This is a genomic window from Bacillus cereus group sp. BceL291 (assembly GCF_051776705.1).
GTDB classification, from domain to species: domain Bacteria; phylum Bacillota; class Bacilli; order Bacillales; family Bacillaceae_G; genus Bacillus_A; species Bacillus_A cereus.
Genome location: NZ_JBPWAP010000016.1, coordinates 26128 through 38987 on the forward strand (window position 1 = coordinate 26128; position 12860 = coordinate 38987).

Genomic DNA, 12860 nt, shown 5'->3' on the forward strand with positions numbered 1-12860 from the left:
GACAAGCGTGAAGAACGGTAAAAAGCCAAATAAACGTGAAAAAATTCATATTCAATCAAACGATTTAAATCCACAGGATTGGTTGATTTTTAAGAAAGTAAATAAGGAATTGCATTTGGTCCATCGGACTACTGGTGTAACTCGTATAATTCCAAATTTATAGGTTAGGAGGTTACATATTAATGAGTATTAAAGAAGTTGCTAAGGCTGTACAAGCTATACGAGAAGCTCGAAATGAACATGGGATTATTAGTGTTCGTGGAAAAGAGGTTCATCTTAGTAATGAAGTATTGGAATCATTGTTGGATGAATCAAAGGTTAAACCATTAATACTAAAACGTGAATCAAAGGATTATCCTTATGAAGTTTCGTTTATTAGTGAACATGTAATTTATTTCTCTCTTTATACTTCAGAAAGATTAACAACTAAACTTGGAGGTAATATCGATGAATGCATTACAACAAAATGAATTATTAGAAGTGGACCAATTACAAGATGCGGAGCAACAATTTGAAATTACGGATATTAACGGTTTGAACTGGGCATTCCGTAAACTTGCAGCACTTAAAGCGAAGGAAAAAGAAATTACGACACTAGCAAATGTTGAACGTGATCGCATTACACAATGGGAGCAAAGTGAATTGAAGCCCATCCACAATGATATTTCATTCTTTGAAACTCATATTCGATGTTATCATATGGAACAGCTTGAAATGGATCCAAAACAGAAAACAATTAGTACGCCTTATGGTAAATCAAAGACTCGTAAGAGTAGTGAAGCGCCGGAGCAAAAAGATAAAGCCCAGGTACTTCAATATGCCATTGAAAATGAGCTTGATGATTGCTTAAAAACAGAAGTCAAATGGGCTGACTTGAAGAAGAAATTCAAGATTGCGGAAATCAGCGGTGAAAAAGTAGTTGTGGATGAAGATGGACAAATTGTCCCAGGGGTTACGGTTAAACCTGAGATGATTTCTTACAGTGTGGAGGTTTAATAAAAATGGCTAAAGTAAAAATTGAATTAGATGTAGATTGGTTAGAAGAAGGTGAAAATCTTGATGAATTAATCAAAAGTCAAGTTATTACGGGCTTACAGGATAGATTAATTCAAAAAGCAGAACAAAAGGTTTTAGCGAAAATCGAACGTGAAGTTGAAGAAAAGGCAAATGAGGTTGTAGATAATTTTATTCATGGAGCCTTGGAAAAGAAAATCGATGAATTAAAAATACCACACAAGAAAAGCGGTTGGGGATCGGAAGTGGAATTAATCCCGATTAGTGAGTTTGTTGGTATGAGGTACGAACGATATCTGACTGAAAAAACACTTGATGAAAATGGCCGAGAGGCTAAGTACTCAAGTGATAGAAAGTTATCCATAAGTGAGTATTTTATTCAAAACTATCTTGCTAAGGAGCTTACTTCTAAAGTTAGCACGATGATTCAAACTGCAAGAAAAGATGCAGAGGAAACAATAGTAAAGGCGCTTGAAAACAATCTAAAAGAACAGCTATCCGTTGATATTATTCAACGGCTCAATATCCCACAAATGTTGGAGAGTCTGCAAAATAAAGCTACAGAATTAGATGTTAAAGAATAGGGTGGGAAAAGGAGTGTAAAACATGTCGTTAAAAGTAACAGATGCACAACGTGAAAAACTGAAGGCTTGTATAGCGTTATTTGGTGCAAGTGGCGGAGGTAAAACATTAACTTCTTTAATCCTGGCATATGGAATGATGAAAGAAGCTTATCCTGATTTACCAGAAGAAGAATTGTGGAAGAAGATTGGTGTTATCGATACGGAACATAAACGTTCGCTTCTTTATGCAAACAATACAATTAAAGGTTACAAGATTGGTAGCTTTAAATATGTAGAACTTGATGCACCATATTCTACAGTGCGATACCAACAAGCGATTGAATTATTAAAGAAAAGTGGTTGTGAGGTTGTTATTGCAGATAGTCTTTCACATGCTTGGGAAGGTATCGGAGGTATCTTGGACCAGCAGCAAGATTTAGGTGGGCGTTTTCAAGATTGGAAAACAATGAAGCCGGTTATTAAAGAGTTCATTAAATCACTTACAGAAAATGATGTTCATATTATCGCTACGTTACGTACTAAACAAGAATATCAAGCTGAGCGTGATGATAATGATAAGCTTCAAATTCGTAAGTTAGGATTAAAACCAATTCAGAAAGATGATTTGGAGTACGAATTCATGATTGTTCTACGTATGGAGCAAAATCATACAGCTACACCAACTAAGGATAATTCTAATTTAATAAATGAAAATGGTGAATTAATTAAGCCAGAGCATGGTGCAATCATTTATAAATGGTTAGAACTTGGTGTGGATGTAAGAGCGGAGCAAGAGAATGAAAGAAATGCTCTTATTGCAAAAATTATAGAAATTGTTGAATCCAGTGATGAAGCAGCGAAGATGCTAGATGAAATTGAGTTTAAAACAAAACAAAAGCTCCAAGAGTTCAATCTTAAATATTTAAATGCCGCTTTAGATAGATTAAAAGTTTTTAACAACAAGGAGGAAAAATAATGTTTAAAGTAGATCACAGTCAAGCAACAGAATTTGAGGTAATTAAGCCAGGTGAATATGAAGTAACGGTTGTTAATTATGAGTTAAAGCAAGCAGAGTCAGGTAATAACCGAGTAATCGTTGATTACGAGATTCGCAGCGATGTGGACCAACCATTCCAAGGTCAAAAGATTCTATTTGATAATTTTACGGTTACAGAAAAAGCAATGTGGAGATTCCAAGCAGCATCAAAGGCAGCGCAATTCCCGGATGGAATGCAATTTAGTAGCTATAAGGAATGGGCTGATACATTCCTGAATAAACCATTGCGATTAGTAGTAGGTGAGCGTGAATATAACGGTAAAAAATATCCGGAAGTAAAAGGATTTAAGGTTTCTGAAGTAGCAGCTCCAAGTACTAACGTTGAAATTTCAGATGATGATGTACCATTTTAAAAATTAATTAACAAGATTCAAATAGGAGGGAGCTGCTAAGGGCTCCCTTTTCCAAAGGGAGAAAATCAAATGAGATATAAATTTAACCAAATACCGGCAGAGCTTAGAAACACTCCTCATTGGATCTTATGGCGGTCAGAAGTAAGAAACGGTAAGAAAACAAAAGTTCCTTATCAAATCAATGGGGAAATGGCTCAATCGAATAATAAGCGGAGCTGGTCAACATTTCCGACAATTATAAAGTTTTATGAACAAGGTGGATATGACGGAATCGGATTTATGTTTTCTAAAGATGATCCATTTGTAGGAATAGACATTGACCATTGTATTCAAGAAGGCGCGCTTACAAGTTTAGCTGAGGACGTTATTGAAACTGTTAATAGTTACACGGAATATTCACCAAGTGGTGATGGCATCCACATTATTGTAAAAGGTAAGCTGCCATTAAAAGGACCAGGTACAGGACGCAAAAATGTTGATATCGGATTAGAAGTATACAGACATGGACGCTATTTTACTTTCACCGGTGATTGCTTGGATCAAGTTCCTGTGGAAGATAGAACAGAAGAATTGAAAGTTTTATTTGAGAAGTATTTGAAAGAAAAGCCAAAGCCCGAAAAGAAACAAAGTACTGCTTCATTCGAACGAGAAGATATTACTAGTTTATCGAATGCGGAATTATGGGAGCGAATGTTTGATAGTAAAAGCGGTGCAGCCATTAAAGATTTATTCCAGGGCATTTTGATAAATGATGACCACTCTTCAACTGATATGGCCTTATGTAATCATTTAGCATTTTGGACGGATAAAGATGCTGCAAAGATGGATTCAATGTTTAGAGAGTCTTCCTTACTTCGTGAGAAGTGGGATAAACCACATTCAAGTGATGGTCGTACATATGGCCAAATGACAATTGATACAGCAATTCTTTCAACTCCTTCCACAATAGCTGATTATGAACCACCTGAAGAGAAAAAATATGAAGTTTATATTTCTGATAACTCAATTGAAGATACTGAGGAAATTATTGATGAAGCACCAAAGTTTCATTTAACTGAGCTAGGAAATGCAGAACGTATTGCATATTATCATGGCGAGAATGTTCGTTATTGTAATGAATTGGAATGGCTTATATGGAACGGCAAGCATTGGCATGAGGATAGTAAGAGACAAATTGAAGCTATCACGGCCAAAACGTTGAGAGCCATATATGGGGAAGCAAAGGCTACAGAAGATAAATATCAATCAAAGTTACTGCATGATTGGGCTAAGAAGTGTGAAAGACGGTCAATTAGGATAAATAGCATATTGGATGTAAGACCGATGGTATCAGTGAAAAAGAAAGAATTAGATTCTCATAACTTTTTATTTAACTGTGATAACGGAGTTATCGATTTAAAAACAGGTGAATTATTACCGCATGACCGTGACTTGTTATTAACAAAGATTTCTCCAATCAAGTATGACAGAAATGCTGAGTGTCCAAACTGGAAAGCTTTCTTGGAGAGTATTTTTAAAACACCTGCAGGTGAAGCGGATTATGAATTAATAAATTACCTGCAGAAAGCAATTGGTTATTCATTAACCGGTGTAACCAAAGAGCAAGTAATGTTTTTCTTATTCGGTAATGGCCGTAATGGTAAATCTACTTTTATTAATATCATCCAGGATCTACTCGGTGATTATGGAAGACAGACAAACAGTGACACGTTCTTGAAAAAGAGAAATGATTCAGGAATTAATAACGATGTGGCCAGATTAGATGGAGCGCGTTTTGTATCGGCCGTTGAGAGTGAAGAGGGGCAACAATTATCTGAAGCTCTGGTTAAACAAATCACCGGTGGAGAAAAGATGTCAGCTCGTTTCTTACGCCAGGAATATTTCGAGTTTACACCTGAATTTAAAGTATTCTTCACTACCAACCATAAGCCGATTGTAAAAGGTTCGGATGAAGGTATATGGAGAAGGATTATGCTTATTCCATTTACCGTAACAATCCCAAAAGACAAGATTGATTATGATCTACCTGATAAATTAGCAAAAGAGATGCCTGGAGTTTTACGGTGGGCTGTTGAAGGTTGCATGAAGTGGCAGACCGAAGGATTGCGTGCTCCTGAAGCCGTGAAGGCAGCGACAGCCGAATATCGTGAAGACATGGATATATTAGGACCATTTATTGATGAAAATTGTACGGTTCATTCTACGGCGCAAATTGAAGCGAAATCACTTTATGAAAGTTATACCAAGTGGTGCTATCAAAATAATGAAATGGATTTAAAGAATCGTGCCTTTTATCGTCAATTAGAGATTCGTGGATTTAAGAAAGAAAAGGGTACAGGTAATAAAACATTTATTACTGGAATTACATTAAATCAATTTGCGGGAGCAAATCTATTCTCAACTGGAGATAAAGAAGAAAAACACAATGTAACTGCAATCAATAGGAAAAAAGTTTAGATAATAGTTACTAAAGTTACTGAACTGCTTTTTTCGATAACTCTTATAAACGTTGATATAACAATGTTTATAGATGAATAGTTATTGAAGTTACTGAGTTTCCTATATCGGCTCTTAAGAAAATAAATAAATAAAAAAAATATATATAATATATAGCCTTTAATAGAAAAGTGGATAACTTTAGTAACTTTGATAACTCAATATGCTTTAAACCATTGATATGACTGGGTTTTGGGGAGTTATCGAAAATTTTCATTCAATAACTTCAGTAACTCCTTTTAAGGGGATTGTGATATGGAACATCTTGAAAAAGTGAATCGACCGCAAAATCTAGATGAATTTATTCAACAAAGATGTATTGTTGCTATCGATAAAAAAATTGAAGCCCAGTTATTTTATAAAGCTTGTATGAAAGCATTTGGTTTAACTAAAGTTTCGTTCATTGGTACAAGAACTTTTTATAAAAACCTAAAAAATATGGGTCTTGTATTAAAGAAATCAAATAATAATAAACTTTATATTTTTGGACTAACTTTGAAATAGGTGATTGAATGCATCCAAAACAAATATGTGCTGATATTCAATCGATGGGAGCGAAGCTCGTTCTTGATGGAAATGATTTATACATTGAGAATCATGAAAAGATTGCTCCTGAAATTGAATTAGTTATTAAAGAATACAAGCTACGTATTATTAAATATTTGCAAGGGAATTATTCGGACCAAGATCATGCAGTAAAACAAACAATAGATAAAATTATTAATTTTTTTATCGGTGTTGAGCAAGACATGAATCCAAAAATTAATGATTGGTTTAATCATGATGAAGCTGCAGCAAGAATGGTTATGGAATTGACATTAAACTTCTCACTTAATGGCTGGTTATATGTAAAAGAATCTGTGGCCAACTATGAAAATAAATTAACGGACGAGCTTTCATTGAATTTATATAATCGTGCGATGGCTTATTTTAAGAAAGGGGCATGAAAATGAGAGAGATAAAATTCCGTGCTTGGGATGGAACGAGTTGGGTTTATAGCGAGTGTATATCAAAAGACGGCATCAATTGGTGGATATTAAATAATGAAGATGATAATTGGTTGGTGTGTTTAGATCCACAGCAATATACAGGATTAAAAGACAAAAACGGTAAGGAGATTTATGAAGGGGATATTGTTCATATGTATAGCGTTATGCCAGGATGCGACATTGACGAAATAGGAATAGTTAAGTTTATAGAATGTGCCTTTCTGTTTGAAAAGACAGACGGAAGTAACGGATGGTCGATATTTAACGAAGCAACAGAGATTGAAGTCAGCGGAAATATTTACGAAAATCCAGAGTTATTGGAGCGATAAATATGAGTGCTATACATTATCGATACTCAGAAAAAGAGTTAAAGGAAATCCTGGATACATTAGAAATCATGGTGGATACAAGGGAACAGAAAAACCAACATGTACTTGATTATTTCCGTAAAAAGGATGTTAAATTCAGACTTAGAAAAATTGATACAGCCGATTATTCAGCGGTAATTCCTAAAAATCCTGAAATGGGCATTACACGAGATATTTATTTAAGTGCTGGGGTAGAACGTAAAAATGGCGTAGATGAATTGGTTCAATCAATTAAAGATCGTACGAGATTTGAAAATGAATTGATTCGTGCTGCTAAACATCCATTTGTTCTTCTTGTGGAAGATTTAAAAGGCTATCAAAAAATATTAAAAGGTGAGTATATAAGTCAATACAAACCAGAAGCGTTACTTGGTAGTTTAAAAACATTTGAAGTACGATATGGATTTTCAACGGTATTTATTGAGCCAGCTACAACCGGTAATTACATATATCATCATTTCTTATATATGGCTCGTGAGTATTTGAAGAAGGGCGTTATCTGATGAAACCTAAAACAATTAAAGGAGAAATAAACCATGACTAAAATTCAATTGAACGTATTATTTAAGAAAATGCAAAAAGATGATAAAAAGGAAGTTTTGATGTTCCACGTATTAAGTGATGAATTACCACATGCTGATGAGTTATTGAAGATGCCAGGTACTATTGTTCATCTAACTGTGGAGAAAAGTGATGTTGAAGCAATTGGTGCTGAATTTGTTTCTATTCAACGTGATAGCAAGAAAACAGTTCTTAAATTCAATGTAAAAGGCGATACGAAAGATAAAATTAATAAACTTTATCCATTCGCTGGTGAAAATGTTTCTATTACTCTAGAGCCTTCGCAAATGTCGATTGATGAGTTTTACGAAGAACAACATGAAGGTGTCGAGTATAACGTTAATCCTGATGGAACAACTGATGTTGCACCTGGTCAATTAAAAATTGTTGATGAAGAAAGCGTTGCTGAATAAATATTTGTCCTGGGCTTCAGCTCAGGATATCACATATAAATCGAAAGGGAGATTAACGAATGTCTAACAAATTTGATAAGGACTTTGAAGCAATTACGAATGATAGTGAATTAACGGAAGAAGGAACAAAATTTATAGAAGCTGTAAAACAATTCGTTGGCACTCAATATGATTCAGAGGATTTAGCGAAATTGATTGTATTAATTATGGCTGCTTTAGATGTGGACGACAATGCTTTTAATACAGCAATATCCGCTTTATATCAAACTGCAATAGAAGTGCAAACAGGTATCAATCTGAATGAATTACTGGATTTAGTGACAAAAGGTGAACCAGGCTTAACTCATTAGGAGAATCCAATGTGTTCGACGAGTTTCGACATAGAAATGAATGTCAGAATCGTAGTGATTTGAAGTTTTATTTCTTTCTGAATACAAATAGATGTACAAGCATTAAAACGTCTTAGAAAGGGAAATAAACGTGTTTTAAGAGATTTGTTGTTTTTAATAGAAAGTAGGTGAATCATCATTTGTTTGACTGGCTGAAAGACTATCAGAAATTAGAAGAAGATATTGATTACTTAGATTACAACTTAGATAAAACAAAAGCTGAATTAAAACGCTGGGTCAGTGGTGATTTGCGAGAAGTGCGTTTAACTGCTGAATCTGAAGGTGCAAAGGTAGAAGAGCGTATAGAAGCAATCGAATATGAGTTAGCTCATAAGATGAATGCAATGTGTGATTTATTGAAATTGATTAGTAAGTTCAAAGGATTAGAAAATAAGTTATTAAAAATGAAGTATGTGGACGGAATGACATTAGAAGAAATAGCCGAGGATATGAATTACAGTTCTAGTTATATTTATAAGAAACATGCTGAAATAATAAGGAGAATAAAGTTCGCTGAAGAACTTGCACTTTACTGACACCCAGTTTTATGAATGTTAACTCTTGAAAATATCGATTATAGTAATAACATAAGATTTTGACGAAAGGGCAACTGGTGCACGGTTGCTCTTTTATTAATAGTTTTTATAGGAATGTACGTTCTGCTTATGCTATAATTAGATTGGATTATAATTCCAAAAATGATTATGGAAAGGGATGTTGCATAGGTGAGTAATTTAGATCAAACTATTCAAAAATTCAAGGTATATTTTGGTGAAGATACTGAGGAAAAAATGTTAAAAGAAAAATTTAAGGAGTTTGAATCGGTTTTCTATAAAATGCATGTAGAGTTAAATGCGACAGAAAGAGGTTCTTTTCATACTGACTGGGTGATGGATACGAAATTTGTAGAAATCGAAGGTGTTAAACTAGAATTACATCTTAATAAAGAAACAAATGTAATTGAAGTTAGTAAGAAAGATGAATCGGGTTCTACTAGATTAGATGCCATCATTTTAAAAGAAAATGAATTGTATTGCACCAAACGTGGAGTGATTTTCACAGAAGATGTGTTCAATGAGTTTTTAAAAGAAGTGTTTGTAGAAATACTAGGTTAATAAAGTTACCAGAAGCATTCCTTATGGAGTGCTTTTTTATATAAAATTTACATAGGTGGTGTAGATATGACTCTAACGTTGCATAATGGAGATTTGAATAAGTTGGCAAGAGATACTTCACATGACAGTATCATCTTGAGAGTTGGTGAACAAGAAATGGTATCTCTGAAAAGCAATGGAGATATTTTTGTTAAAGGTAAGCTTGTTGAAAACGATAAAGAAGTTGTAGATGGCATGAGAGAGTTATTGATGTTATCTAGGAAAAGATAAGCGCAAACGTGTTGCATTTGAAAAGGATGGTGTTAAGTAAATGAATCCAGATGAGATATATGTAAAGCAAATGAATGCGTGGATTAAAGAACAAGAGGCTAGAAGAGAACAGATTGTAGTAACAATTAAAACTAGCTCTGAGATTGTGGAACAAAACAAGATACAGTTGCAATGGTTAGATAAGGGCTTGGGTCTTGCTAAAGAAGAGTTCGAGACTTGGAAGAAAGAAAAGCAATGACTATAACAGTAGCAATGATTTTAGGTCTTTGGTTAGGTTGGTTGGTAGGAGCGTTAAAGAAAAGATAAGGAGAGTGAATGTAAATGATTACTGAAATCAGAAAAACAATATCTGGTACTGAGTATTGGGATAATGAAGAAAAGCGAAGTCTATTTGTTCCAACTGGTGAAGAACCAGGATTCGAAGTAACTGTAAATCCTGGGAGTATGATTGCTAATAGAGAAGTAGCAACAGGTGGATATTTGACTAAAGATAAGTTGGCAATTGGTGAAGCTGGTACTGAACTTATCTTGAGTAACAAGACAATAAAAGAGTTACGTGAGTATGCTGATGAGCTAGGCATTGAGATTCCTTCTGATATTAAAAAGAAAGAAGACATCATTGAATTACTATCATGAAGTACTGTGACTTCAATGGCTGCCATAACAAGATAAGCAAGGGACGTTACTGTGAAGAACATAAGCGTAACAAACCAAGGAAGAAGAAAGATAAGAAGAACATCTACCATCATGATAACAAACCATTCTATCGAACTGATGCATGGAATTATGTCAGGTCAAAGGTATATGAAAGAGAGAAGGGATGTTGTCAACGATGTGGACAGTTCGTCTTTGGCAGGCGTGCTCATGTTCATCATGTAATACCAATCAAAGAAGATCCAACTCTTAAATTAGAAGAGAATAACCTCAGATTACTTTGTCCAGTTTGTCATACAATTGAGGAAAATGAAGATAAACCTAAAAAAGTTTTTCCGAGTTATTTTGGAAGCCCCCCTATCAAAAATTAAAATTTCTCCTCTGGGGAGGATAGGTAGCGTAGGGGGCATCTCTATCGTTAGACAACATTTTTAAAAAATAAAGGGGGGTGTGAAATGTCTACGAAAAAAGAGCGTCAAAAAATTGTGGCCGATAAAACAGAAGCTGAGAAAAATCGGATATTGAAAATCATGCGTGATGCAGATATTTACACCCTTACTTTAGATCCATTAATTGAATCATATTTAGATATTTTCGAAGTTTATATGACGATGTTTATCGAATGGAAAGAGAAAGGGTTTCCACCTACTCAACGTCACACCAATAAGGCAGGAGCCACGAATAATTCAAAGCATCCATTGGCGCAGCAAGTAGAAACTTGGGCGGATAAAAAAACAAAAGCATTGGATTTATTAGGTCTTACTAATAAGGCTAAACCAGGTAAATATGTCACTGGTGGTTCTACTGTTGGGAAAAATGAAGAGGTGGAAAAGCCAAAAGCAAAGGTTAGTGAATTAGACAAACATCGTGCAAAATGGCGTGGTGCAAAATGATTGAACGTGGCGTTAACTATGCAGATATTTATGCAAAACAAGTAAGAAAGAATCCTAAAAAATATCCCGATACTATCAAAGCGATGGTAGATCGTTATTATAAATGGAAAAAGCGTAAAGATATTTGGTTCGATGTGGACCGAGCGAATGAAATGATGGATTGGGTTGAAACGTTTGTCCGGCATACGAAAGGTGATTTAGCTGGACAACCTTTTATTCTGGAAGATTGGGAGAAATTCGCTTATTCATGGATTTATGGATGGGTTCATAAGAATGAAAAAGGGCAAATTGTCCGAGTTACTCGAGAAGCCTACATTCAGGTTCCTAAGAAAAATGGTAAAACTTTAATCGGTGTTGGTGCTCTTGGTTATGCGATGTACGGTGAAGGAGTACTTAGTGCCGATTGTTATTGTTGTGCGAGTGATTTTAACCAGGCTCAATATGCAGCAAAGCCATTTGCAGCAACAATTATGAACCATGATGTATTAATGGATTGTTCACACATATATAAAGGTCCAAAAGGGACGATTTCTAGTGTGACATATGATTATATTCGTGATGATTTGGCTTATCAGAACCAATTCATTGTAATGAGTAAAAATATTCAATCCATTGAGGGTTCCAATCCACACTTCATTCTAAATGATGAACTTCATGCTCAAGAAAATATGGATCAGTACGATAACTTTAAATCAGCACAGGTTTCTCGTGCTGAGCCGATTATGTTTAATATATCAACGGCTGGTAAAGGTTCTTCATCAGTTGGTATGCGAGTATATCGTGAGGCCAAAGAAGTATTGAAACGTGATGATAATGATTCAAGTTTCGTCATGATATACGAACCTAACAAGAACTATGATTGGACAGACCGAAATGTTTGGGCAATGGTTAATCCAAACATTGGTGTATCTGTAACGATGAGTGCACTTGAAACGGAATTTATCTCAGCATCACGTTCAGCACATAAAAAAGCCGAGTTTCTTTCTAAACATTTGAATGTATTCGTAAATGGAGCTGAGAACTTCTTTGAGCAAGGTCAAGTTGAACATGTTCTTGTGGAAGACCTGGGTGATTTAACAGGTGAAACTTGCTATATCGGTTTAGACTTATCGAAAACAACCGATTTAACATGTGTAAGCTTGAATTTCCCTAACGCTGGTTATACCGAAGATGGAAAGTCAATATTGAAGGTTAAACAAATGTATTTTGTACCTAATGAAGATATCGAACATCGCGAGAAGGAAGATAATGTTCCATATACTTATATGGCTGAACGTGGTTTTGTTACTTTTTGTGATGGAAAGATGATAAACCAGGATCAGGTTATGGATTACATTGTAGAATGCATGAATTTATATGATGTGCAGCAAATAAACTATGACCCAGCGATGTCACAAAAGTTAATTGAAAAACTTGAGAATCTTGGCCTCGAATGTATCTCGGTAAGTCAGTGGCCTAATGTTATGAATGCAATGATGGATGATGCAGAAATACTTATTTATGAAAAACGTATAATGACCGATAACCCTTTGTTTGTTTATTGTGCTCTCAACGTTGTGGTTGTAACAAATATCAATGGAATGAAAGCACCAAGTAAGCGGCAGTCCAAAAAGAAGATTGATGGATTTGTTGCTTTTTTATGTGCTCATAAAGAAACGATGATGGTTATGGACAGCATAACTGAAGAAGGCATGGATGAATTAATTGATGAAATTTATAGATAGA

General features: G+C 34.8%; 21 protein-coding genes. All 21 read left to right on the forward strand.

Features of this window, described 5'->3' with window-relative positions:
* Positions 1–7: 7 nt before the first annotated feature.
* Complete coding sequence (locus tag ACS2CR_RS12830; protein WP_016097905.1) at positions 8–163, forward strand: DUF6906 family protein; 156 nt, start codon at positions 8–10, stop codon at positions 161–163.
* A 19-nt stretch (positions 164–182) separates the two neighbouring features.
* Entirely contained in the window at positions 183–470 is a 288-nt protein-coding gene (locus tag ACS2CR_RS12835) for a hypothetical protein (protein WP_016097906.1), read from the forward strand.
* Positions 448–996, forward strand: coding sequence for a host-nuclease inhibitor Gam family protein (locus ACS2CR_RS12840; protein ID WP_016097907.1), 549 nt, complete (start codon positions 448–450; stop codon positions 994–996). The genes ACS2CR_RS12835 and ACS2CR_RS12840 overlap by 23 nt, the downstream gene beginning before the upstream one ends.
* 5 nt (positions 997–1001) lie before the next feature.
* Positions 1002–1598, forward strand: a complete 597-nt coding sequence (locus ACS2CR_RS12845) for a hypothetical protein (protein WP_153603192.1) — start codon at positions 1002–1004, stop codon at positions 1596–1598.
* 22 nt (positions 1599–1620) lie between these two features.
* Positions 1621–2553, forward strand: coding sequence for an AAA family ATPase (locus ACS2CR_RS12850; RefSeq protein ID WP_325839025.1), 933 nt, complete (start codon positions 1621–1623; stop codon positions 2551–2553).
* The gene (locus ACS2CR_RS12855) at positions 2553–2987 is read left to right on the forward strand and encodes a DUF669 domain-containing protein (protein ID WP_053514276.1); all 435 of its coding nucleotides are present in this window, start codon (positions 2553–2555) and stop codon (positions 2985–2987) included. The genes ACS2CR_RS12850 and ACS2CR_RS12855 overlap by 1 nt, the downstream gene beginning before the upstream one ends.
* A 69-nt stretch (positions 2988–3056) precedes the next feature.
* Positions 3057–5444, forward strand: coding sequence for a phage/plasmid primase, P4 family (locus ACS2CR_RS12860; protein WP_153603129.1), 2388 nt, complete (start codon positions 3057–3059; stop codon positions 5442–5444).
* A gap of 294 nt (positions 5445–5738) precedes the next feature.
* Positions 5739–5987 carry a hypothetical protein gene (locus ACS2CR_RS12865; protein ID WP_000400491.1) on the forward strand — a complete coding sequence of 83 codons (249 nt, stop codon included), beginning with the start codon at positions 5739–5741 and terminating at the stop codon, positions 5985–5987.
* A gap of 8 nt (positions 5988–5995) precedes the next feature.
* On the forward strand, positions 5996–6430 hold the full coding sequence (locus ACS2CR_RS12870) for a hypothetical protein (RefSeq protein ID WP_000553416.1): 435 nt from the start codon (positions 5996–5998) through the stop codon (positions 6428–6430).
* A 2-nt stretch (positions 6431–6432) separates the two neighbouring features.
* Positions 6433–6801 carry a YopX family protein gene (locus tag ACS2CR_RS12875; protein ID WP_153603130.1) on the forward strand — a complete coding sequence of 123 codons (369 nt, stop codon included), beginning with the start codon at positions 6433–6435 and terminating at the stop codon, positions 6799–6801.
* A 2-nt stretch (positions 6802–6803) separates the two neighbouring features.
* The gene (locus ACS2CR_RS12880) at positions 6804–7343 is read left to right on the forward strand and encodes an ERCC4 domain-containing protein (RefSeq protein WP_001273080.1); all 540 of its coding nucleotides are present in this window, start codon (positions 6804–6806) and stop codon (positions 7341–7343) included.
* Positions 7344–7376: 33 nt separating this feature from the next.
* On the forward strand, positions 7377–7814 hold the full coding sequence (locus ACS2CR_RS12885) for a hypothetical protein (RefSeq protein WP_016097914.1): 438 nt from the start codon (positions 7377–7379) through the stop codon (positions 7812–7814).
* 59 nt (positions 7815–7873) lie between these two features.
* A complete protein-coding gene (locus ACS2CR_RS12890) occupies positions 7874–8164 on the forward strand; it encodes a hypothetical protein (protein WP_000066163.1) in 291 nt (96 codons plus the stop codon).
* Positions 8165–8343: 179 nt separating this feature from the next.
* On the forward strand, positions 8344–8739 hold the full coding sequence (locus ACS2CR_RS12895) for a DUF1492 domain-containing protein (protein WP_000460730.1): 396 nt from the start codon (positions 8344–8346) through the stop codon (positions 8737–8739).
* Positions 8740–8928: 189 nt separating this feature from the next.
* On the forward strand, positions 8929–9318 hold the full coding sequence (locus ACS2CR_RS12900; RefSeq protein WP_071699987.1) for a DUF3942 family protein: 390 nt from the start codon (positions 8929–8931) through the stop codon (positions 9316–9318).
* A 66-nt stretch (positions 9319–9384) separates the two neighbouring features.
* Positions 9385–9588 (forward strand): hypothetical protein, encoded by a 204-nt coding sequence (locus tag ACS2CR_RS12905; RefSeq protein WP_153603221.1) that lies wholly within the window; start codon positions 9385–9387, stop codon positions 9586–9588.
* A 40-nt stretch (positions 9589–9628) separates the two neighbouring features.
* Positions 9629–9826 (forward strand): hypothetical protein, encoded by a 198-nt coding sequence (locus tag ACS2CR_RS12910; protein WP_242321432.1) that lies wholly within the window; start codon positions 9629–9631, stop codon positions 9824–9826.
* Positions 9827–9909: 83 nt separating this feature from the next.
* Complete coding sequence (locus ACS2CR_RS12915; RefSeq protein WP_153603085.1) at positions 9910–10224, forward strand: Rho termination factor N-terminal domain-containing protein; 315 nt, start codon at positions 9910–9912, stop codon at positions 10222–10224.
* Positions 10221–10613, forward strand: coding sequence for an HNH endonuclease (locus tag ACS2CR_RS12920; protein ID WP_153603084.1), 393 nt, complete (start codon positions 10221–10223; stop codon positions 10611–10613). The genes ACS2CR_RS12915 and ACS2CR_RS12920 overlap by 4 nt, the downstream gene beginning before the upstream one ends.
* 84 nt (positions 10614–10697) lie before the next feature.
* Positions 10698–11135, forward strand: a complete 438-nt coding sequence (locus tag ACS2CR_RS12925; RefSeq protein WP_098355406.1) for a P27 family phage terminase small subunit — start codon at positions 10698–10700, stop codon at positions 11133–11135.
* Positions 11132–12859, forward strand: coding sequence for a terminase large subunit (locus ACS2CR_RS12930; RefSeq protein WP_106001020.1), 1728 nt, complete (start codon positions 11132–11134; stop codon positions 12857–12859). Before ACS2CR_RS12925 ends, ACS2CR_RS12930 begins: the two co-directional genes overlap by 4 nt.
* Position 12860: the final 1 nt, after the last annotated feature.